The organism is Micromonospora sp. CA-249363, from assembly GCF_050950185.1.
Classification (GTDB): Bacteria; Actinomycetota; Actinomycetes; order Mycobacteriales; family Micromonosporaceae; genus Micromonospora.
In genome coordinates this window covers 3259350-3280189 of the sequence record NZ_CP192020.1, presented here as the reverse complement: position 1 = coordinate 3280189, position 20840 = coordinate 3259350, and the positions used below count along the sequence as shown (strand labels likewise).

At 73.6% G+C, this 20840-nt stretch carries 19 protein-coding genes; 4 read left to right on the top strand and 15 right to left on the bottom strand.

The features are described from left to right. Positions 1–52: 52 nt before the first annotated feature. Positions 53–1300 carry a glycosyltransferase family 4 protein gene (locus ACQPZK_RS15105; RefSeq protein WP_433538902.1) on the bottom strand — a complete coding sequence of 416 codons (1248 nt, stop codon included), beginning with the start codon at positions 1298–1300 and terminating at the stop codon, positions 53–55. Between the two features lie 165 nt (positions 1301–1465). Here ACQPZK_RS15105 and ACQPZK_RS15100 point away from each other — a divergent pair, with 165 nt between their 5' ends. Next, complete coding sequence (locus tag ACQPZK_RS15100) at positions 1466–2020, top strand: low molecular weight phosphatase family protein (RefSeq protein WP_433538901.1); 555 nt, start codon at positions 1466–1468, stop codon at positions 2018–2020. Here the strand turns inward: ACQPZK_RS15100 and ACQPZK_RS15095 are convergent. Then, complete coding sequence (locus ACQPZK_RS15095; protein WP_433538900.1) at positions 2001–3464, bottom strand: polysaccharide biosynthesis tyrosine autokinase; 1464 nt, start codon at positions 3462–3464, stop codon at positions 2001–2003. The genes ACQPZK_RS15100 and ACQPZK_RS15095 overlap by 20 nt on opposite strands. 352 nt (positions 3465–3816) lie before the next feature. On the opposite strand from ACQPZK_RS15095, the gene nhaA reads away from it, so the two are divergent. Then, positions 3817–5166 (top strand): Na+/H+ antiporter NhaA, encoded by a 1350-nt coding sequence (nhaA, locus tag ACQPZK_RS15090; RefSeq protein WP_433538899.1) that lies wholly within the window; start codon positions 3817–3819, stop codon positions 5164–5166. Positions 5167–5192: 26 nt separating this feature from the next. On the opposite strand, the gene ACQPZK_RS15085 is transcribed toward nhaA, so the two are convergent. The 10 genes from ACQPZK_RS15085 to ACQPZK_RS15040 all read right to left on the bottom strand — a co-directional run bounded on the left by ACQPZK_RS15085 (position 5193) and on the right by ACQPZK_RS15040 (position 12981). Next, the gene (locus ACQPZK_RS15085; RefSeq protein ID WP_433538898.1) at positions 5193–5390 is read right to left on the bottom strand and encodes a hypothetical protein; all 198 of its coding nucleotides are present in this window, start codon (positions 5388–5390) and stop codon (positions 5193–5195) included. 4 nt (positions 5391–5394) lie between these two features. Next, positions 5395–5718, bottom strand: a complete 324-nt coding sequence (locus tag ACQPZK_RS15080; protein WP_433538897.1) for a hypothetical protein — start codon at positions 5716–5718, stop codon at positions 5395–5397. Continuing rightward, on the bottom strand, positions 5715–6077 hold the full coding sequence (locus ACQPZK_RS15075) for a DUF1622 domain-containing protein (protein ID WP_433538896.1): 363 nt from the start codon (positions 6075–6077) through the stop codon (positions 5715–5717). The genes ACQPZK_RS15080 and ACQPZK_RS15075 overlap by 4 nt, the downstream gene beginning before the upstream one ends. 39 nt (positions 6078–6116) lie before the next feature. Beyond that, entirely contained in the window at positions 6117–6704 is a 588-nt protein-coding gene (locus ACQPZK_RS15070) for a TMEM165/GDT1 family protein (RefSeq protein ID WP_422740250.1), read from the bottom strand. A 216-nt stretch (positions 6705–6920) separates the two neighbouring features. After that, on the bottom strand, positions 6921–7886 hold the full coding sequence (gene egtD, locus ACQPZK_RS15065) for an L-histidine N(alpha)-methyltransferase (protein WP_433538895.1): 966 nt from the start codon (positions 7884–7886) through the stop codon (positions 6921–6923). 54 nt (positions 7887–7940) lie between these two features. Further along, positions 7941–8687, bottom strand: coding sequence for an ergothioneine biosynthesis protein EgtC (egtC, locus tag ACQPZK_RS15060; RefSeq protein WP_433538894.1), 747 nt, complete (start codon positions 8685–8687; stop codon positions 7941–7943). A gap of 28 nt (positions 8688–8715) precedes the next feature. Further along, positions 8716–10047, bottom strand: a complete 1332-nt coding sequence (gene egtB, locus ACQPZK_RS15055) for an ergothioneine biosynthesis protein EgtB (protein ID WP_433538893.1) — start codon at positions 10045–10047, stop codon at positions 8716–8718. A 2-nt stretch (positions 10048–10049) separates the two neighbouring features. Further along, positions 10050–11297, bottom strand: a complete 1248-nt coding sequence (gene egtA, locus ACQPZK_RS15050) for an ergothioneine biosynthesis glutamate--cysteine ligase EgtA (protein WP_433538892.1) — start codon at positions 11295–11297, stop codon at positions 10050–10052. A gap of 180 nt (positions 11298–11477) precedes the next feature. Further along, the gene (locus ACQPZK_RS15045) at positions 11478–12257 is read right to left on the bottom strand and encodes a hypothetical protein (RefSeq protein ID WP_433538891.1); all 780 of its coding nucleotides are present in this window, start codon (positions 12255–12257) and stop codon (positions 11478–11480) included. 16 nt (positions 12258–12273) lie between these two features. Beyond that, complete coding sequence (locus tag ACQPZK_RS15040; protein ID WP_433538890.1) at positions 12274–12981, bottom strand: RNA polymerase sigma factor; 708 nt, start codon at positions 12979–12981, stop codon at positions 12274–12276. Positions 12982–13496: 515 nt separating this feature from the next. Here ACQPZK_RS15040 and ACQPZK_RS15035 point away from each other — a divergent pair. Next, positions 13497–14870: a serine/threonine-protein kinase gene (locus tag ACQPZK_RS15035; RefSeq protein ID WP_433538889.1), complete on the top strand. Its 1374-nt coding sequence runs from the start codon at positions 13497–13499 to the stop codon at positions 14868–14870. 101 nt (positions 14871–14971) lie between these two features. After that, positions 14972–16234 (top strand): nucleotide sugar dehydrogenase, encoded by a 1263-nt coding sequence (locus ACQPZK_RS15030; RefSeq protein WP_433538888.1) that lies wholly within the window; start codon positions 14972–14974, stop codon positions 16232–16234. 101 nt (positions 16235–16335) lie between these two features. On the opposite strand, the gene ACQPZK_RS15025 is transcribed toward ACQPZK_RS15030, so the two are convergent. The 3 genes from ACQPZK_RS15025 to ACQPZK_RS15015 form a co-directional block, all read right to left on the bottom strand. Then, positions 16336–18822: an ABC transporter permease gene (locus ACQPZK_RS15025; protein WP_433538887.1), complete on the bottom strand. Its 2487-nt coding sequence runs from the start codon at positions 18820–18822 to the stop codon at positions 16336–16338. A gap of 147 nt (positions 18823–18969) precedes the next feature. Then, positions 18970–19635: a response regulator gene (locus tag ACQPZK_RS15020; RefSeq protein WP_433538886.1), complete on the bottom strand. Its 666-nt coding sequence runs from the start codon at positions 19633–19635 to the stop codon at positions 18970–18972. Next, positions 19632–20837: a sensor histidine kinase gene (locus ACQPZK_RS15015; protein ID WP_433538885.1), complete on the bottom strand. Its 1206-nt coding sequence runs from the start codon at positions 20835–20837 to the stop codon at positions 19632–19634. The genes ACQPZK_RS15020 and ACQPZK_RS15015 overlap by 4 nt, the downstream gene beginning before the upstream one ends. Positions 20838–20840 lie beyond the last annotated feature (3 nt).

Below are 20840 nucleotides of genomic sequence, written 5' to 3'. Positions count from 1 at the left end.
CGTTCTTAGCACGTTACGAGGACTCTCGTACCGTTATGGCAATTCTCGTCCTTTACGCGAGGTTTCCTCGCGGTGCCGTCGCCCCCTGCGGGACGCGGCCGGCGGCCTCGTGCAGCAGCCGTTCGATCCGGTCCACGCCGGCCGGCAACGACATCTCCCGCAGGTACGTCTGCCGCCCCCGGCGACCCATCTCGGTGCGCGCGGGCGGCGGGATGGTGGCGGCCAGCCAGAACCGGTCGGCCAACGCGGTCCAGTCCTCGGGAGGGCAGGACAGCCCGGCTCGGGCGCGTTCGACCAGCTCGACGGTGTCCCCGCCGGCTGACGCGACGACCGGCGCGGCGCACGAGAGCGCGGCCTGGAGCTTGCCCGGCACCATGCCGCGAAGCTCGGGCAGGTCGCGCAGCATGATCAGCTGGTAGTCGGCAGCGGCGTACAGCTCCGGCATGTCGACAGGCGACCGTCGTTCGAGGAAGCGGACGTTCTCCGCCTTGAGTTCGGCGGCGAGCCCCCGCACCCGCCGCTCCTCCGCGCCCGAGCCGACCAGGACGAGGTCCATCGTGCGGTCCAGCGCCGCCGCGGCCCGTACCGCCGTCTCCAGGCCCTGCCGCGGTCCGATGGTCCCGGCGTGCATGACCACGCACCGGCGATCCCGGCGGACCATCTGCCGGGCCGCCGCGCCGGGCGTTGCCGGGTAGAAGATGCGCTCGTCGGTCCAGTTGAGGACCAGACGGACCCGGCCCGGATCGGCACCGGCCGCGACCACCAGGTCGCGCATCGACGGCGCGGCCACGGCGACCCGCGTGGCCGACCGGTAGATGCGGGTCATCGCGGCGTCCATCCGCGCCATCCACCGGCCGCCGCCGGCCGCGTCGACGCCGTCGCGAGCCCAGACATCCTGTACGTGCAGCACGGACGGCACCCGCGCGAGGAGCCGCAGGACGGCGGCGGTGGCGAACGTGGTGGCCGGCAACTGGAAGACGTAGAGCGCGTCCACGTCACCCAGGAACCGGCGGGCCGCCAGCGAGGCGCTCCCGGCGAACGACAGGTAGCTGGCCATCCGCGCCGCGGTGGAGGTGGCCCCGCCGGAGACGCGCGGCACCCGGCGAACCGACAGTCGGTCGCTGTGCGTCTCGTGGTGCCACCGCTGCCGCCACCCTGGATAGACGTGCCCGCCGGGATAGTCGGGAAATCCGGTGAGTACGCGGACCTCGTGCCCGCGCGCGGCCAACTCCTCGGCCAGGCTGCCGGGGATGAACGCCGGCTCGGGCGGGAAGTGGTACGACAGGATGCCGATCTTCATGGCTGCACCGCCAGGGGGCGCGGATCGGGCTCGGTCGGCGCGGCACCGCGTCCGGCGGATCGACCCGCGTACGATGCTGGCAACCCTTCCCCGCGCGCCCAGCGGCGTCGACGCACCGCCCTCACGGTGCGCCGGTCCCTGCCCGCATCCACGAAAGGGCTCCCGATGGTCGACCGCGTTCTGTTCGTCTGCCACGCCAACCTGTGTCGCTCGCCGATGGCCGAGCACCTGGCCCGACGGCTGCTGGCCGACCGTCCCGTGCTGGTGTCCAGCGCCGGCACCGACGCGATGGACGGGTTGGCCATGCACCCGTACGCGGCGGAGGTCGTGGTCGAGGAGGGCGGCGACCCGACGGCCTTCAGCAGCCGTACGCTGCGTGCCGAACAGCTGACCGATGCGACGCTCGTGCTGACCGCGACGCGGCGGCAGCGGTCGGTGTGCACCTCGCTCGCGCCCGGCGCGCTGCACCGGACGTTCACCCTGCGGCAGTTCGGCCGGCTGGCGGCGGCGGCCGAGGCGCCCGTCGGCGCGGCTGACGATCCGCTCGGGGCCGCCATCGCCGCCGCCGCCCACGCCCGGGGGCGGTTGCAACCCGCCGCTCCGGACGCGGACGACCTGCGGGACCCGATCGGCGGTACCGTCGCCGACTTCCGTCGCTGCGCCGAGGAGATCGAACGCTCGCTACGACCCCTCGCCGCGCTCATCGGGGCAGCCGGGTGAGTTCCTGGGTACGGTCGCTGACGCCGTTGTTGACCCCGGCGTCCTCACTGTGCCGGGCCGCGGTGGCCCGGCCGGTGGGGACCGACGGCGTGGCGGTCGAGGCGACCACCCGGTAGGCCTCGTACTGGTACGCCTCGGCCTTGGCCACCTTGGCCATGTTGAGCACGCAGCCGAGCAACCGCACCGAGACCGAGTGCAGCGACCGGGCCGCCGCGGCGACCTGGGCCCGCGACGTACGGCCCTGCTGGCTCACCAGCAGCGCGCCGTCGGCCTGGACGGCCACCACGACGCCGTCGGTCACCGCGAGCAGCGGCGCGGTGTCGATGATCACGATGTCCGCGGACTCCCGCAGCGCGAGCAGCAGATCCGCCATCGCCTTGGACCCGAGCAGCTCGCTCGGGTTGGGCGGCGCGGAGCCACTGGGCAGCACCAGCAGGGACTTGTCTCCCCAGCGCTGCACCACGTCACCGACCTGGACGTCGCCGACCAGCACGTCGGTGAGGCCGACACCGGCATCCAGGCCCAGGTAGTCGTCCACCTTCGGGCGTCGCAGGTCGGCGTCGACCAGCAGCACACGCCAGCCGGCCTCGGCCAGCGCGATGGCCAGGTTGCACGACATGGTCGTCTTGCCCTCGCCCTGCAGGGCGCTGGTGACGGCGATGACGCGAGCCGGCTCGTGCACGTCCACGAAGCGCAGGTTGGTCCGTAGCTTGCGGACCGCCTCGGCACGGGCCGACGTCGCGGCGTCGCCGACGATCAGCGGGGCCGAGCGGGCCGCGCCCTCGAAGGGGATCTCGCCGAGCAGTGGGCTTCCGGTGGCGCGTTGCAGGCCGGCGGCGTCGCGCAGACGGACGTCGGCGACACCGCGCAGGATCGCCAGGCCGACGCCGAGGACGAGACCGAGCAGACCGCCGAGTACGAGGTTCCGCAGCGGCTTCGGCGAGACGGGGCTCGTGCTGACCCGGGGGCCGCTGACCACCTCGATCTTGATGGGCGCCTTGCCCTCGGGTGGCGTCTCGACCTTCTGGACGAGTTCGACGAACTTCGCGGCGAGGGTCTCGCTCACCCGCAGCGCGCGGGCCTGGTCGGTGTCGGTGATCGAGGCACGCAGCAGGACGGTGCCCGTCTCGGTGGAGGTGGTCACCCGGCGCTGCACCTCGTCGGCGGTGAGCCCGACCGGCGTCTCGGCCGCCACGCTCTGTGCCAGGCGGTCGCTGCTGAGCAGGTCGGCGTACGACTTGACGCGCTGCTGGAGGAACAGCCCGCCCTGGTAGGCATCGCTGACGCCCTGGTTGGGGGTGGTGACGAAGAAGGTCACCGAGGCGACGTACCGGGGCTGGGCCCGTACGGTCACGAACGCCGAGACGCCCAGGGCCACCATGATCGTGACCAGCACGACCCACCAGTGCCGACGCACGTGACGCAATTGGCGGAGCAGGTCCATCAGGCTTGCCTCCGGACGGGTCCGGTTACGCCAAAGAACTTCACGAAAACCCCCAAGGTCGTCTGTCAACTCGTGAAACCATTAAAGCCCCTCATAGGACTTATGTCCGGAGTTATGTATTTTCGGCGTTAGCGTGTGCGCTCCCGCATGACCAACCCGACAAAGGGCCATTCGGCAGCGGCGACGCCCGGAAAAGTCGGCGACCGATTCCCCACGCCGATCTCGCTCGCCCTGTCGCGCCCCACGATCACGGCGGTGCCGACGCCGACCGGATAGGGTCAGGGGCGGTGTGCCGGGAAGTCTGGTCGGCGATTGGATCTTTGCCGTCCCGACACCAGAGGTGAGCCCCTTCATGACCGGCCGTACCCCCCATCGCGACCGACTCTTCTCGCGGTCGTCCTGGCCGGAGGCCCGGCACCTGGCCGACGTGCTGCGCACCGAGACGGTCGGCGGCGCCCTGCTGCTGCTCGGCGCCGTCCTCGCGCTGATCTGGGCGAACTCGCCGTGGAGCGAGGCGTACGTCCGGCTCGGGGCCTGGGTGCCCTGGCCGGGCGGCGAGCGCTGGCACCTCGACCTGAGCCTCGCCACGTGGGCCGCCGACGGCCTGCTCGCCATCTTCTTCTTCGTGGTGGGCCTGGAACTCAAGCGCGAGTTCGTCGCCGGGGACCTGCGTGACCCGCGACGCGCGGCGCTGCCGGTGGTGGCGGCGCTGGGGGGAATGGCGCTGCCAGCATTGATCTACGTGGGCGTGCTCCTCGGCACGGGTGGCGAGGGACTGCGGGGCTGGGCCATCCCGACCGCCACCGACATCGCCTTCGCGCTGGCCGTCCTCGCGGTGGTCAGCTCACACCTGCCCCAGGGCCTGCGCGCCTTCCTGCTCACCCTGGCCGTGGTCGACGACCTGTTCGCCATCACGATCATCGCGGTCTTCTACACCGCCGACTTCCACCCGCTGCCGTTGCTCGCCGCGCTCGTCCCGATCGGGCTCTTCGCCTGGCTGGTGCGCCGGGGCCGGACCTGGTGGTGGGCCCTCGTTCCGCTCGCGGTCGCCACCTGGGCGCTGGTGCACGCCTCCGGGGTGCACGCCACGGTCGCGGGCGTGCTGCTCGGCTTCACCGTGCCGGTGCTGACCCGCGCCCCGGGCGGCACCACGGCGACGGCCGACCGGGCGGAGTCGGGCGGCGCGGACGCGGGCGGGCTCGCCGCGCACCTGGAGCACCGCTGGCGACCCGTGTCCGCCGGCTTCGCCGTACCGGTCTTCGCCCTCTTCGCGGCCGGCGTGACACTTCGGGGCACCGATCTCGGGGCCCTGCTGACCGACCCGCTGGTGCTCGCCGTGGTGGCCGGCCTGGTGCTCGGCAAGAGCATCGGGATCTTCGGCTCGACCTACCTGCTGGCCCGGTTCACCCGCGCCGAGCTGGACGAGGACATCACCTGGTCCGACCTGTTCGGCATCGCCCTGTTGGCCGGGGTCGGATTCACCGTCTCACTGCTCATCGGCGACCTGGCGTTCGGCGCGGGCAGTACGGCCGACGAGCGGGTCAAGGCCGCGGTCCTCACCGGGTCGGTGATCTCCGCGGCGCTCGCCGCCGCCGTGCTCGTCCGCCGCAACGCCGCGTACCGGCGGGTGGCCGAGAAGGAACGACTCGACGCCGACGGCGACGGGGTGCCCGACGTCTACCAGCGGCCCGGCCGGGACTGACCGGCCCGGGCGACGACGCGCCGTGATCAGTGGCGGCGGTCGTGCGGCGCCCGCTCCTCGCTCTCGTCCGCGAGGGCGTCGGTCGTGGGGGCGGTGAGATCGTCGGCGGGGACCGCCACCTCCTCCGCGAGGTCCTGCTCGTCGGGCTTGCCGCCGGGCTGCGGCTCGGGAGCGGTGGCGCCGCCGGCGTACCCGTACTCGTTCGGTTCGTCGTGCCGGCTCATGTGGCTATCCTCCCGCTTTTCCCTGTTTCTCTGGTACCGCCCACGGTAGGCGGTGATCGCCGTCCCCGCAGCGCGGCGGGGATTGTCGGCGCGACCACGGCGGCGGGAGACTCAGCGCCGCCGCGAGCAGCTGACGCAGCGCGACGATCGCGGCGGTGGAGGCCAGCCCACCCCACGCCGGATCCCCGGCGAGTCGCAGCAGGCCGGCCGCCGTCAGCAGGTCCAACAGCACGCGTACGGCCACCCGCACGTCGCCGGTGCACACCGCCGTGACGACGCCGGCGACCAGAGCCAACGCGGTCACCGCCTCGACCAGTCCGGTGATCACGTCCGCCGCTGCCCGTCGGCGACCTGCCGTTGCTCCTGCCGGATCTCCCGGCCCAGGAAGTAGTTCAGCGCCGTCCGGATCGTGGCGATCGCCGCCAACTGGCCGATCTGGGTGAACGACGGCGACACCGCGGTCCGCAGCACGTCGGCCGCGAGCTGGAACTCCAGACCGAGCGTCAGGAACCGGCCCAACGACAGGCGGATCGGGGTGAAGACGGCGGCGGTGCGGTGCCGCAGCCCTTCGGCCACGAACCGCACCGCCGCCCAGAGCGCGCCCACGACGATCACCAGGGCACCGGCCGCCTCCACCACGGCGACCAGCACCTGGTCGCCGTGGCGCAGCAGCTCCGCCGGCTCCACTCGCAGGCGTTACCCGCCACCGGGGCGGCTAGTCGGCGCTCAGGTCAGCTCGTTGACGGCCTCCAGGATCAGCCAGAGGCCACTGATGGCGAAGAGCACCGCGGCCCCGTACCTGATGGTCTTCTCCGGCAGACGGCGGCCGAGCATCCGGCCGACGAGGATGGCCAGCGCGTCCGCGGCCACCATGCCCACGGTGGAGCCGAGCCAGGTGCCGAACCAGCCGTACTTGGTGGCCAGGGTGATCGTCGCGAGCATCGTCTTGTCGCCCAGCTCGGCCAGGAAGAACGCCACCGACACCGCCACGATCGCGGTCTTGCTGGTCTTCTCGGCCTTGCGCTTCTCCTCCTCGGTGAGCTTGTCACCGCGCAGGGTCCACGCGCCGAAGCCGAGGAACGCCACGCCGGCCACCAGCGAGATCCAGTCGGTGGGCAGCACCGCGCCGAGGCCCGAGCCGATGGCGACCGACGCCAGGTGCACCACCGCCGTGGCGACGGTGATGCCGATCAGCACCGGAATGGGCTTGAACCGCGTGGCGAACGTCAACGCCATCAACTGGGACTTGTCCCCCAGCTCGGCGACGAAGATGACACCGAAGCTGATGACCAGCGCGGCGAGGAATCCCTCCATGACAACCTTCCCGTTCACGCCGGGAGGAGGTACGGGGGCGCCCTCGACCCGGCTGCGACAGCCTGAGTCGAAGGTCTCGCCCGCCCCGGAGACCGGGGCCGCGTGGCCGGATGCGAAAACGCACCAGTATGTCGACCACGACATTGGGGGCTACTCCCCTTCGCGCGACCAGCCTAACCGATCAGTGAGCGGGCCGGACGTCGCGGGTGAAGAGGCTCACCGCGCCCGCGCCAGCGTCACTCCGAAGAGCCCGTCCGGGTCGGTCCAGAAGTGCGACGCCGCGAAACCCGCCGCCGCAAGTTCGGCGGCCACCCCCTCCGGGCGGAACTTCGCCGACACCTCCGTCCGCAGCTCCTCCCCCGCGTCGAACACCACCGAGAGGTCCAGCACGCGGACCCGCATCGGTCGCGTCGCCCGCAGACGCATCTCGATCCACTCCCGCTCCGGGTCCCACCGGGCGACATGCGCGAACGCCTCCGGGTCGAAGTCGGCCCCCAACTCCCGGTTGATCACGTGCAGCACGTTGCGGTTGAACTCGGCCGTGACCCCGGCCGCGTCGTCGTACGCGGGCACGATCACCGAGGGGTCCTTCACCAGGTCGGTGCCGAGCAACAGCCAGTCGCCGACCTCCAGCGCGGCGCGCATCGCGGCCAGGAAAGCGGCCCGCTCGGCCGGCAGCAGGTTGCCGATCGTGCCGCCCAGGAACACCACCAACCGTCGCCCGCCGGTCGGCAGCCGGTCGAGCTGACGGGTGAAGTCGCCCACGATCCCCCGGACCCGCAGCCCCGGATAGTCGGCGGCGATCTGCGCGGTCGACCCGAGCAGGGCGCTGACCGAGACGTCGAGCGGGACGAAGGTGCCCAGCCCGCCCCGGCGGGTGAACGCGTCCAGCAGCAACCGGGTCTTCTCCGACGAACCGGAGCCCAGCTCGATCAGGGTCTTAGCGCCGGTCAGCGCCGCCACGTCGTCCGCGTGCGCGGCGAGCACCGTCCGCTCCGCCCGGGTCGGGTAGTACTCGGGCAGCCGGGTGATCTCCTCGAACAGCTCGCTGCCCCGCGAGTCGTAGAACCACTTCGGCGGCAGCCACTTCGCCTCGGCGGTCAACCCCGCCCGGACGTCCGCCCGCAGACCACGCTCCAGGTCCTGCGGCTCAAGGTAGATCTCCAACGGTTCCGCGCTCATCGCCCCCGCCTCTTTCCTGTTCGTCAGACACCTCGCCGAGCTCGCCGACAACGCTCATCCCGCCGGCAGTCCGCACACCCGCACCTCGTCCGGCGTGGCGGTGACCAGTCGCTGCTGCGGCACCGGCCGCCACCCGGGGTCGTCGTCGTGCGGCTCGGACGCCACCACCACCGAGTCCGTGCCCGCACGCACCGACAGCGCGTGCCCGACCGCGGTGGCCACCGCCCGCCGTCCGTCGGTGAGCAGCAGATTCAGCCGCGACCCCGGGGCGGCGGCGGCGACCTCGACCACCGTCCGGCCGACCGCCTCCGCCGGGTCGTCGCCCGCGCGCAGCCGATGCCGGACCAGCGCCCACAGCAACGCCGAGTCGGTGGCCGCGTCCAAGGTCAGCAGGTCACGCACCGGCAGGCCGGAGGCGAGCGGCACCATCGAGTCGGGCCAGCCCCGGATCACACCGTTGTGGCTGAACAGCCACCGGCCCTCCGCGAACGGCGCGGCCGCGCCGTCGACCACCGCCATCCCCACGGTGGCCGACCGGACCGCCGCGAGCACCGCGCCGGACCGGGTCACCGCCGCCAGCTCGGCGATCGTCGGGTCGCTCCAGATCGGCTGGGCACGCCGGTACCGCACCGGAGCGCCGTCGTCCGGATACCAGCCGACGCCGAACCCGTCGGCGTTGATCGTGCCGCCGCCGCGCATGTCACGCGGCGCCCAGGACTGACGGACCAGCGCGTACGCCGGCTCGAACAGCACCTCGGCCAACGTGACCGGCGGGCCGAGGTAGACCAGGTGACGGCACATCAGCGCGCCCCACGTGGCACCGGACGCCTCACCGCGGCGACTCGTCCGGACGAGCGTCGCGGGCGCAGCGGAAGCCACTGAAGATCTGCCGCCGGATCGGATAGTCCCAGTTGCGGAACGTCCCCCGGCACGCCGACCGGTCCGTGCCGAACGAGCCGCCGCGCAGCACCCGGTGGTCGTCGCCGAAGAACACCTCGGAGTACTCGCGGTACGGGAACGCGGTGAAGCCGGGATGACCGGTGAACGTGCTCGACGTCCACTCCCAGACGTCCCCGATGAGCTGGTGCACACCCAGCGGCGAGACACCGGCCGGGTACGCGCCCACCGGCGCCGGCCGCAGGTGACGTTGGTCGAGGTTGGCGTGCGCCTCGGTCGGGTCGTCGTCACCCCAGGGGTAGCGGCGGGACCGCCCGGTCGCCGGGTCCCACCGCGCCGCCTTCTCCCACTCCGCCTCGGTCGGCAGACGCTTACCGGCCCACGTCGCGTACGCCTGCGCCTCGTGGAAACACACGTGCACCACCGGCTCGTCGGGGCGTACCGGGTCCCATCGGCCGAACCGCCGGTACGCCCAGCCGTCGCCGTCGCGACGCCAGTGCAGAGGCGCGACGAGTTGCTCACGCACCCGGTGTTCCCAGCCCGCCACGCTCCACCACCGCCGGTCGGAGTAGCCGCCGTCGGCGATGAACGCCTCGTACGCGCCGTTGGTGACCGGTGTGGCGTCGATGACGTACGCGGGCAGGTGGACCTGGTGCGCGGGCCGTTCGTTGTCCAGCGCCCAGGGATCGGTGTCGGTGCCCATCGTGAACTCCCCGGCGGGCACCAGGACCTCCCCGCCGGCCCGCACTGCCGGCTCGGGGGGCGGCGGAGCGTGCAGGACCGCCGCGCCCGCCCGCAGCTGGTGGGTCGCGAGCATGGTCTCGTCGTGCTGCTGCTCGTGCTGCACGATCATGCCGAAGGCGAACCCGTCGGCGACCAACGGCCGGTCGGTGAAGCGCACCGCGTCGAGCAGGTCGTACACCTTGTCGCGGACCGTGCCCACGTAGGCGCGCGCCTCCGCCGGCGGCAGCAGGGGCAGCCGCGGGCGGTCCCGGCGGGGCTGCTTGAACGCGTCGTACAGGTCGTCGATGTCGCGGCGGACCGGCTCACGGCCGCCCACGTCGCGTACCAGCCACAACTCCTCCTGGTTGCCGACGTGCGCCAGATCCCAGACCAACGGCGACATCAACGGAGAGTGCTGGCGCATCAGGTCGTCGTCGTCGACCGCCTCGGTCAGCAGGGCCGTGCGGGAGCGGGCCCGCGCCAACTCCTCCGCGATCCGCCCCCGCAACAGCTCACCGTCGGCATGGTCCGTCGTACTCACGCTCACCGTCGTCCCTTTCGTTTGAGGCTCACTATGGCGGCCAGTCGCAGCCGTACGCCGTCGTGGATGTCGTCGACCGTGCCGCCCGGGAGCTCCAGACGAGGCAGGGCGGCCAGGGCCAGGTCGAGGAGCGCGGCCGCCGCGGTGGCCAGCGCCGGGTCGGACAGGCCTCGGCGGGCGGCGGCAGACCAGCGGTGCGCCACCGGGGCGCCGATCGTGTACGCCGCTCGGACGGTGCCCGCGTCGCTGAACAGCGCGCTCAGCACCGCCAGCGGTAGCCGCCAGTCCCGGTCGGGCTGGGCGTCCAGATACCGCAGTTCCAGGTAACCGCGCGGACGCACCGGCGGGAAGAGGGTGCTGACGTGGTAGTCGAGGTCGTCGGTGGTGGGCGGGCGGGGCAGCGCGCCGTCCAGCCAGTCGGCGAAGGTGACCCCCGGCGGCGGGGTCCAGTCCGGGCCGGGCCGACGCAGGCACAGCAGCGGCGCGGCGAGCACGTAGCGCTCCCAGGCGGCCATCGGATCGTCGTCCGCGTGGTCGGGCGTCCACACCGGGCGGGTACGCGCCGGGTCGATCGCCAGCCAGGCGGCCATCCGCGCGGAGGCCCAACCGGTTCGCCGCCCGGCGTGTCGACCGGCCGAGGCGAACGCCGCGAGCAACGGTGGGCCGACGGCGTGCGCCGCCGCCCAGCGCGGCGCGACCTGGTCCGGCTCGCCGATGTCGAGGCACACCTGGAGGCCGGCGGTGCTGTACATCATCGTCCGGCCGGCCGGACCACGCCGGTCGAAGGCGCGGCGCATGGCGCGGTAGCGGGGAGTGTCCAACACCGGGCGGGGCCGGCGGTGCGGGTCGATGCCGCTGCGCCCGAGGGTCAGCCCGGCGGCGGCCAACAGGGCCGTGACCTGGGCGATGTCGGCCTCGGTGGCCTGGATCAGCGCGCCGGTCGAGGTGCGCGGCGGGGTGGAGATCTCCAGCTGGCCGCCCGGTTCGAGGGTCACCGTGCCGCCGTGTCGCAGCGGCTCGGCGGGGCTTGCCGGATCCAGCGTGACGGGGCTGTGTCGCCCCAGCGCCGCCCGCAGCCGCGCCCGGTCGACTCCTCGGGCGGGGTCGGCGGCGTCGTGCACGGTCCATTCCAGTTCGACGCCGGTGTACGTGGGAGGGCCGGTCTTGAAGCAGATGCGCGCGAGGTGCCGGCTCGCGGCGGCGGACTCGCGCAGGATCTCGCTCTGGTGCAGCTCCGGCGACGTCACCATCGGTGCAGCCTCCCTCGTCGTGCGACGACCGTGTGCGCCGTGCGTCAGCCCCGGAGCACGGGTGCCACCGTAAACCCGGCCACCGACACTTCCCTTTCCGAGCGTCGACGGGACCGCCAACCCTTGTCTAACAGACGCGTTTCCCGGTGCAGGGCAGAACGAACCGCGCCGTCCGTACGCTCAGTCTCCGGCCGGCCCGACCGGGTGCGAGGGCTTGACCTTCGCCTGACCGGGTGGCGTCGCCCGCGCGGACGGCTCCGCCGGCGGCGACGGTGCCGGCGGCGCGGCCGGAGATGCGGACGGGGACGGGGACGGCGGCGATGGAGAGTGCTTCGCTTCGGGCACCAGCCGCTGGCAGTACTCCTCGACCCCGGGGACCCCGCCGGCGGCCGTCACCAACCGCTCGAAGGCCGGGGTTCGCAGCGCCTTCTCCCGCTGCTCGGGCTTCTTGGCCCGCCACGCGCGGCACAGTCCGTGCACCTGACCGTCGGGCGTCGCGCCGATCGACGGCGAGACGGACACCGAGGGGCGGCCGGGCGGAGTGGACCCACTCGGCGCGGTGGAGGCGGTCGCCGCCGGAGCCGTGGAGCTCGACGGCGCGACGCTCGGCGCGGGAGGCGGGTCGGGCGTTTTCTCCAGACCGGCCGCGGCGAACGCCACCCCCGCCGTGGCCGTGGCGGCCAGCGCCCCGATCCACGCCAGCGCTCCGGCCGTGAGCCGGTGGCGGCGGGGCCGGCGGGCCACGGCGGGCGTCGGCTCGGCGCGGGCGGCACGGAACGCGGCCAGCGCGGCCTCCTCGCCCGCCAGCTCGCCGGGCCGGCCCGGGCCCGCGGCGGCGGCGAGGAGCGGCGCCAGCGGGTCGACGGTCGCGGCCGGGTCGGTCGCCGCGTCGCGGTGGGCGTCGAGCAGCCGTTCGGTCTCGGCACGGCCGGCACGCCGGTCCGGCCGGTACGGGTTCATCCGGAATCCCTTCACGTCAGCCGTCCGCCTGCTCGGCAGGTGAGGTCTGCCGGGAACGCCCGATCCGGCGACGAGGGGGCGGAACCACCTTCGCGTCGACGGCCGGCGGGCCGCCGTCGGCCGGTGCGTCCGGCGCGTCGGACGGGGGCAGCGGGGCGGTGGCGTCACCGTCGACCGACGGCGTCGGTGCGGTCTGCCGGTCCAGCAGGGTGGCGAGTCGACGCAGACCGCGGTGGGCGGCGGTCCGGACAGCGCCGGCCCGGCGGCCGAGCACCCGGCCGGCGGACTCCGCGTCGAGCCCGATCACCGCCCGCAACAACACGGCCTCGGCCTCGCGGGGCGGCAGCGTGGCGATCAGCGCCAGCGCCGCCTCGGTGCTGATCGTCTCGTCGGCCCGCTCGGCGGTGTCGCCGTCGCCGGCCAGGTCGGTGAGCGCCTGCACCGGTACCGGCAGCGACGGTCGTCGCCGCATCCGCCGCAGGTGGTCCATCGCGCGGTTACGGGCGATGGTGACCGTCCAGGCGCGGAACTCGCCGCCGGTGAAGGCGGGCAGGTCTCGGGAGATCTGCAACCAGGTCTCCGACGCGACGTCCTCGGCGTCCGCGCCGACCAGGGCGGTCAGGTAGCGCAGCAGACCCGGCTGGAGGCTGCGGTACAGGAAGCGGAAGGCGTCCTCGTCCCCGGACTGCGCGGCGGTGACCGCGTCGGACAGCTCGGCGGTCATCGGCGGCTCACGGGCCGCCCGGAGCGGATCGACACGACACGCGTCGGCGTCGTGCGCGCGTGGCGAACCGTCGGTCCCACCAACTCCCGCACCCGCACCGCCCTCCGCCGAATCCGATTCGTGCCCGCGTCCGGGCGCCGGCCGGGGCGTCCACACCCGGCGATGGCCCGGGACGCGCCGACAGGCGGCGGCCCGAGCCGGGCTAACGCTAGGAGGGGACGTTTGATGCGACAAGTTGGGATCGCATTACGGAAGAGTGACAATTATCAAGCCGTCCGACCGGCGTGCCGCCGTAACGGACGACGCCTTCCGGGCGCTCCCCGACTCAGGCGAGCCTGCGCGACCACAGCCGGGCAGGCTGACACCGCAATGTGTCAGTTTTTGTGACGCCGCGTCATCGAGGCGTCACACACCGACCCGACCCCGCAGGTCGCCCCCGTCGGCCCGGCGGGTACGGCCCCTCGGCGGCTTCACCACGACGAGCCGATGGTCGCCACTCTGGGTACGGTAATGCTGTGTTGTCATCGGAGGTCGTGCTCAGCGGTCGGTACCGCCTGGACGAACGTGTCGCCACGGGCGGCATGGGCGACGTCTGGCGTGCCTCCGACCTGGTCCTCGGCCGACAGGTCGCGGTCAAGGTCCTGCTGCCGGCGCTGGTCTCCGACCCGGACTTCATCGCCCGTTTCCGGGCCGAGGCGCGGATCATGGCGGCGCTGCGGCACCCCGGCATCGTGCAGGTGTACGACTGCGGCGAGGACGACCTGCCCGACGGCGGCCGGGCCGACTACCTGGTCATGGAGTTCGTCGAGGGCGAGCCGCTGTCCAAGCGGATCGAGGCCGCGGGTCGTCTCGACGTGGCCGAGACGATGTCGATCGTGGCCCAGGCGGGGCACGCGCTGGGCGCGGCACACCGGGGCGGCATCGTGCACCGCGACGTCAAGCCCAGCAACCTTCTGGTGCAGGAGGACGGCACGGTCGTCCTGGTCGACTTCGGCGTCGCCCGCTCCACCAACGTCACCAGCATCACCAGCACCAACGCGGTGCCCGGCACCGCCCTCTACATGGCGCCCGAGCAGGCCGCCGGCCGGCCGGTCAGCGGCGCCACCGACATCTACGCGCTCGGCGCGGTCGCGTACTGCTGCCTCACCGGCGGTCCGCCGTTCACCGGCGACAATCCCCTCCAGGTCGCCGTCCGACACCTGGACGACGAGCCCCCGGAGCTGCCGCACGACATCCCGGAGGCGGTCCGCGCCCTGGTGTCGCGAGCCCTCGCGAAGGATCCGCTGGACCGCTTCACGAGCGGCTCGGCGATGGCCGAGGCGGCCCGTACCGCGGTGACCGGCGGTGAGCCGCCGACGGCGCTGGCGTCGGCGGCGCCGCTGCGCGACGGCGGTCCGGGCACCCGCACCGACGTGCCGGTCGGCGCGGCGGTGGCGGGCACGACCGACGCGGACCGCCCGCGACGGCGCGGGCCGCTGGTCGGCGCGGCGGTGGCCATGCTGGTCGCCCTGGTCGGCCTCGGCGCGGCCCTGGGCGCGGCGCGCAACACCGGCGACGATCCGGCCGTCAAGCTACCGACGAACGCGCCGACGCAGGGGGCGACCGAGCAGGTGGAGTTGCCTGCGGCGAACGAGCAGATGACCAACGACCCGCAACGGCCGAACCGGCCGAGCACCCCGGACGCCACCACGTCCGCGTCCACCAGCGCCACGCCGAGCGCGCAGCCCAGCCAGTCGTCCAACTCGCCGTCGCCGACGCCGAGCGCGACGACCGCGCCACCGCCCAGCGACCCGCCGAAGACCTCGTCGCCACCGAGCAACCCGCCGCCGAGCGACCCGCCGCCCACCACCGACGCCTCGACCGGCCCGGACGACCCGGTGGGCGGCTGACCAGCAGTCCCACCAGCACCGATATCCCCAAACCGGACTTACGTCGCCGAAAACCACTCTAGGCTCTCCGCAGGTCATTTCCACCGTCTGCGGGAGCCCGGGTGAGCGCTGAGAAGCTGGTCGTGATCGGCCAGGGGTATGTCGGACTGCCGCTTGCCATGCGCGCCGTCGAGGCGGGCCTGGACGTCGTCGGCCTGGACGTCGACGCCGACCGGGTGAAGCGGCTCGCGTCGGGTGAGTCGTTCGTCGAGGACATCCCCACCGACCGGCTGGGCCGTGCGTTGAGCAGCGGCCGGTACCGCCCCAGCACCGACTACACCGACGCCGAGGGTTTCGACGTCTGCGTCATCACCGTGCCCACCCCGCTGCGCGACGGCACCCCGGACCTGAGCTTCGTCGAGCAGGCCGGCGTCGGCATCGGCCCGTACGTGCGGCCGGGCTGCACGGTCATCCTGGAGTCGACCACCTACCCCGGCACCACCGAGGAGCTGCTTCGGCCGTTGTTGGAGTCGGCCAGCGGGCTGACCAGCCCCGGCGACTTCCACCTCGGCTACAGCCCCGAGCGGATCGACCCCGGCAACCCGACGTGGCGACTGGAGAACACCCCGAAGGTGGTCTCTGGCATCGACGCGGCGTCGCTGGACCGGGTGCAGGGGTTCTACCAGCGGCTCGTGGAGCAGACCGTCGCCGTCGACTCCACCCGGGTGGCCGAGCTGACCAAGCTGATCGAGAACACGTTCCGGCAGGTCAACATCGCGCTGATCAACGAGCTCACGATGCTCTCGCACCACCTCGACATCGACGTCTGGCAGGCGATCGACGCCGCCGAGACCAAGCCCTTCGGGTTCCTGCCGTTCCGGCCCGGACCGGGCGTCGGCGGGCACTGCCTGCCGATCGACCCGTGCTACCTGTCCTGGCAGGTCAAGCGACGCCTCGGCCGGCAGTTCCGGTTCATCGAGCTGGCCAACGACATCAACCACGAGATGCCCGAGCACGTCGCCCAGCGGATCATGGCAGGGCTCAACCGCGCCGGGCGGGCCGTGAGCGGCGCCCGACTGCTGCTGCTGGGGCTCGCGTACAAGCGGAACACCGGTGACATGCGGGACTCCCCCGCCGTCGACGTGGCCCGCCGTCTGCAGGCGCTCGGCGCCGAGGTACACGCGGTCGAGCCGTACGCGGAGGCCCACCAGATCCCCGCCGGGGTCACCGTCGTCGACCTCACCGAGCGGGAGCTGCGGGCCGCGGACGGCGTCGTCGTGGTCACCGACCACGACTGTTTCGACTACGACCTGGTGGCCCGGCACGCCCGCTACGTCTTCGACACCCGCAACCGGTGCGCCGGAGAGATGGTCGAGCTCCTCTAGGGCGTGCCTTGGACCCGGCACCGCTGGCCGGTCCCGCCGCCGGGGAAGACGGCGGGGCCGGCCGGCGGATGTCGCTTCGGGCGCCCGTGGCCGACCCACGGTCACTGGTCGGCGAGCGCCTCGACGACGGGCCGCGACAGCGCCCGGCGGGCCGGGAGCACCGAGGCGAGCAGAGCGGCCAGCACCGCCACGGCGAGGATCGACCCGAGCTGGCCCAGTGGCAGCACCACGTGGAAGTCCCCGCCGAGGCGGGCCAGCAGCGCCATCCCGGCGGCGCTGACGCCGGTGCCCAGCCCGATGCCGAGGACCGCGCCGACGAGCGTCATGAGGATCGCCTCGACCGCGAGCATGGCCCGCATCCGGCCGCGGGTCAGCCCGACCGCCCGCAGGACGCCGTTCTCCCGGGTGCGCTCGACCACCGACAGGCTCAGCGTGTTGGCAACGCCGACGAGGGCGATCACGACGGCCAGGCCGAGCAGCGCGGTGACGGAGGCCAACAGCATGTCCACCGTGCCGGTGAGCATCTTCTTGTACGCGCCCTGGTCCATGAGGTTCGCCGTCGGGTAGCGGGCGAGCACGGCCTCGATCGCGGCGCGGGCCCGCTCGGCGCTCACGCCGTCGGCCGGGTCGATCTCGGCCAGGAAACCTCGTTCGCGGGGAAAGAGCACGGCGAAGTCCCGGTCGTCGAGCTCGATGACGTGTCCCTCGGGCGCCGCGCTCCCGACCATGGCCGGCGCGTCGTCGGCGACCACCGCGGCCACCCGGAACGCCCGCCCCTCGATGGTGACCGCGGAACCGACCTGCCAGCCGTGCGCCCGCGCCAGTTCCTGGTGCACCAGCACCTGTCCGGGACCGAGTCGGTCGACGTCGCCGGCCACCACGCCGGACAGCGTCCGGCCGACCAGCGCCGGGTGGGCGGCGCGGACCTCGATGTCGCCGGTGACGACGGCGCGCTGCTCGTGCACCACGCCCAGCTCGGGGCGTGCGGCCAGCTCACCGGCGAGCGTGGCGGGCAGATTCTGGCCGATGCCGCTGACCACGACGTCGGTCCCGATCTCGGCGTCGACGCTGCGTTCGATGCCGTCCTTGGTGCTGCGCGCGCCCACCACGAACGCGGACACCAACCCGATTCCGATGACCAGGGCCGTCGCCGTCGCGGCGATCCGACGCGGATTGCGGACCGCGTTCGCCACCGCCAGGTCGACGGTCATGCCGAACACCCGGCGGGCCGGCCAGCCGATCAGCCGGACCAGCGCCGGGACGAGCACCGGACCGAACAGCACGATGCCGAAGAAGGCCAGCACGCCGCCCACCGCCACGAGGAGCACCTGAGCGGCGCTGGCCGCTCCGGCCAGCGCCGCGATCCCCGCGCCCAGCACCACCGCGCCGAGGGCGAGCCGCGCCCGGCCCGCGCCCCGGGCGGGCTGTACGGCGGCGTCGGTCAGCGCGGCCACCGGGGCGATCCTGGTGCCCCGCCAGGCCGGCAGCAGTGCGGCGGCGACGGTGAGCCCGGTACCAAGCAGCAGGCTCGTCAGCACGGTCGAGCCGGCGATGGTCAACCCACCGGAGAGCGGCACGTCGAGTCGCGACATCAGCAGTCGGAGTCCACCGGCGAGAGCCACCCCGAGCAGGACGCCGAGGACGGAGGCGACGAGGCCGAGCACCGCCGACTCCAGGAGCGCGGCCCGGAAGACCTGCCCCCGGGTCGCGCCCACCAGGCGCAGCAGCGCCGTCCGTCGGGTGCGCTGCGCCAGCACGATCGCGAAGGTGTTGGCGATCACGAACCCGGCCACCACCACCGCCACCCCGACGAAGATGAGCAGCAGCATCAGGAACTGGTTCAGGTTGCGGACGGCGTCGTCGACGGCCTCGTCGAGGATCTGCTGACGGCCCTTCACGTCGGCGTCGACGCTCCCGACGGCGGCGCGCAGCCGCTCGGCCAGCGCCGCCTGGGCGGTGTCCGGTCGTGCCGCCACCATGATCCGGTCATAGCCACGTCCGCCGGTGACCGCGAGCGCGTCCGCGCCGACCAGGCCGATGAACGGGCCGCCGACGTCGCGGACGCTGCCCGCCACGTCGACCGTGCCGACCAGGGTGTACGGGCGGGCCGCGCCGCCGGTCCCGCCGACGAGGACCGGAGCGCCGAGCGTGAAGCCCTCCTTCGCCACGGTCGGCGCGTCGAGCACCACCTCGCCCGCGCGGTCGGGCAGGCGACCGGAGACCACGTCGTACGAGCGCAGGGCCGGCTCGGTGGGGATGGCGGCGAGCACGGCGTAGCCGAGCACCGGCCGCCCGTCCGCGCCGAGGAGTCCGCCGTTGCCGAGCAGCTCACCGGCCGCGGCGGCCACACCGTCGACCGTACGCACGTCGTCGACGAGCCTCGCCGGGAGCGGCTGGTGGCCGTCGGGGTAGACGCCGAGGTCGGTGTGCCGGTCGAAGGCGCCGGCCCGCTGGTACGCGCCCGCGCGCATCCCGTCCACGACGATCAGCGTGCCGGCGATGAAGGCGACACCGAGCACGACGGCGAGCGCGGACAGCAGCATGCGCAGCGCCTCGGCGCGCAGCGTACGCAGGGTCAGGCGGATCATGTGCGGGCTCCCGGTGCCGGCGCGGATCGGACCCCTCCGACGCTATGGCCGGTCCGGTCGGATCGATCTCCACCTGTGCTCTCGACCCGCGTACTCCCCAGGTGGCGCACGGCCGCGCCGGCCGTACGACTGCGGTCGTACGGCGGCTCAGCGCCCGGGGGTGACCAGGCCGCTCTCGTACGCCAGCACGACCGCCTGCACCCGGTCGCGCAGGTGCAGCTTCGCCAGGATCCGCCCGACGTGGGTCTTCACCGTCGCCTCCGCCACGTGCGCCTTGGCCGCGATCTCGGCGTTGGACAGTCCCTGGGCGACAAACAACAGGACCTCCCGCTCCCGCTCGGTGAGCTGGGCCAGCCGCGGGTCGGCGGTCGGGGTGACGCCGAGCTGGCCGGCGAAGCGGTCCAGCAGCCGTCGGGTGATCGACGGGGCGACCACCGAGTCGCCCCGGGCGACCACGCGGATCGCGTCCAACAGCTCCTCCGGCGGGACGTTCTTGAGCAGGAAACCGCTCGCGCCGGCCCGCAGCGCGGCGAACGCGTCGGCCTCGGTGTCGAAGGTGGTCAGCACCAGCACCCGGGGCGGACCCGACGGACGGTCGGCGCAGATGCGGCGGGTGGCCTCCACCCCGTCCATGGTCGGCATCCGGATGTCCATCACCACCACGTCCGCCTCGGTGCGGGCCAGCACGCGCAGGGCGTCGGCGCCGTCGATGGCCTCGCCGACCACCGCCAGGTCGGGCTGGGAGTCCAGCACCATCTTGAACCCGGCGCGCACCAGCGCCTGGTCGTCCACGATCACCACCCGGACCGTCATGCCGCGATCACCTCCGCTGAGGGCTCCGACGGTAGCGGGAGCCGTACCCGCACCTGCCAGCCCCCGGCCGGTCGGGGGCCCGCGGTGAGGCTGCCGTCGTACACCGTCACGCGCTCGCGCATGCCGAGCAGACCGTGACCGCCGGGCGGCGCCGGGCTGACGACCGGCCGGCCTCGACCGTCGTCCACGACCCGGACCTCGATGGCGTCGGCGGAGTACGTCATCCGCACGTCGACGGTGGCGCCGACGCCGGCGTGCTTGAGCGCGTTGGTCAGCGCCTCCTGGACCACGCGGTAGACGGTCAGCTCCAGGCCCGGCGGCAGGGTCGGTGGCTCGCCGGTGACGGCGTCCCGTACGTGCAGCCCGGCGTCGCGGAAGCGGGCCAGCAGGTCGGGCAGCTCGGCCAGGGCCAACCGGCGGTGCTCCGGGTCGGCCGCCACGACGTCCGCCCCGGCCGGGCCCGCGTCGCGCAGGACCCCGACGAGCCGACGCATCTCCTCCAGCGCGGAGCGGCCGGTGTCGGCGACCACCTTCACGGCGGCGCGTGCCTGCTCGGGGTCACGGTCGAGCATGAAGCGGGCGCCGTCCGCCTGGACGATCATCACCGCCATGCTGTGCGCGACCACGTCGTGCAACTCGCGGGCGATCCGGGTGCGCTCCTCGGCGACCGCCGCCCGGGACTCGGCCTCCCGCTCGCGTTCGAGGGTGGCGGCGCGCTCCTCGAGGCTCAGCACGTACAGGCGGCGGGTCCGCACGTTCAACGCCACGAGCCAGACCGCGCCGGTGACCAGCGTGTACCACAGCGCGGTCACCCACCACATCACGACGCCGGGGGTCTGCGCGGCGGCGAGCAGCACGCCCACCGCGGCGACCGCGCCGGCCAGTACGCCGTCGCGCAGCCGTCGGCCGTACTTCACGACGCTGTAGAGCGCGATCAGCACGGCGACGTCGAAGGCGAGCGGACCCCATCGGGCGATCACCTGGACCAGGGCGAGCGCCGCCACCACGACGGTCACCGCGCTCGGGTGGGTGCGGCGGAACAGCAGCGCCACCGCCATGCCCAGGCCGACGCCGGTGGCGGCCCAGCCGCCGGGTTGGGACACCGCCGAGGCGAGACCGACGAACGCCACCACGCCGGAGACGGCCACGTCGAAGGCGACGCCGCGCAGTGGGCGGCCGAACAGCGTGCGTCTCACGGTCACCCA

What these genes read in the sequence shown, in the direction of transcription:
- egtC (WP_433538894.1), bottom strand. Translation starts at nt 8,687, where the DNA reads ATGTGCCGTCACCTGGTCTACCTCGGCCCGCCGGTCACGTTGGCCGAG.
- ACQPZK_RS15095 (WP_433538900.1), bottom strand. Translation starts at nt 3,464, where the DNA reads ATGGACCTGCTCCGCCAATTGCGTCACGTGCGTCGGCACTGGTGGGTC.
- ACQPZK_RS15045 (WP_433538891.1), bottom strand. Translation starts at nt 12,257, where the DNA reads ATGAACCCGTACCGGCCGGACCGGCGTGCCGGCCGTGCCGAGACCGAA.
- egtA (WP_433538892.1), bottom strand. Translation starts at nt 11,297, where the DNA reads ATGGTGACGTCGCCGGAGCTGCACCAGAGCGAGATCCTGCGCGAGTCC.
- ACQPZK_RS15020 (WP_433538886.1), bottom strand. Translation starts at nt 19,635, where the DNA reads ATGACGGTCCGGGTGGTGATCGTGGACGACCAGGCGCTGGTGCGCGCC.
- ACQPZK_RS15025 (WP_433538887.1), bottom strand. Translation starts at nt 18,822, where the DNA reads ATGATCCGCCTGACCCTGCGTACGCTGCGCGCCGAGGCGCTGCGCATG.
- ACQPZK_RS15085 (WP_433538898.1), bottom strand. Translation starts at nt 5,390, where the DNA reads ATGAGCCGGCACGACGAACCGAACGAGTACGGGTACGCCGGCGGCGCC.
- ACQPZK_RS15040 (WP_433538890.1), bottom strand. Translation starts at nt 12,981, where the DNA reads ATGACCGCCGAGCTGTCCGACGCGGTCACCGCCGCGCAGTCCGGGGAC.
- ACQPZK_RS15100 (WP_433538901.1), top strand. Translation starts at nt 1,466, where the DNA reads ATGGTCGACCGCGTTCTGTTCGTCTGCCACGCCAACCTGTGTCGCTCG.
- ACQPZK_RS15105 (WP_433538902.1), bottom strand. Translation starts at nt 1,300, where the DNA reads ATGAAGATCGGCATCCTGTCGTACCACTTCCCGCCCGAGCCGGCGTTC.
- nhaA (WP_433538899.1), top strand. Translation starts at nt 3,817, where the DNA reads ATGACCGGCCGTACCCCCCATCGCGACCGACTCTTCTCGCGGTCGTCC.
- ACQPZK_RS15070 (WP_422740250.1), bottom strand. Translation starts at nt 6,704, where the DNA reads ATGGAGGGATTCCTCGCCGCGCTGGTCATCAGCTTCGGTGTCATCTTC.
- egtD (WP_433538895.1), bottom strand. Translation starts at nt 7,886, where the DNA reads ATGAGCGCGGAACCGTTGGAGATCTACCTTGAGCCGCAGGACCTGGAG.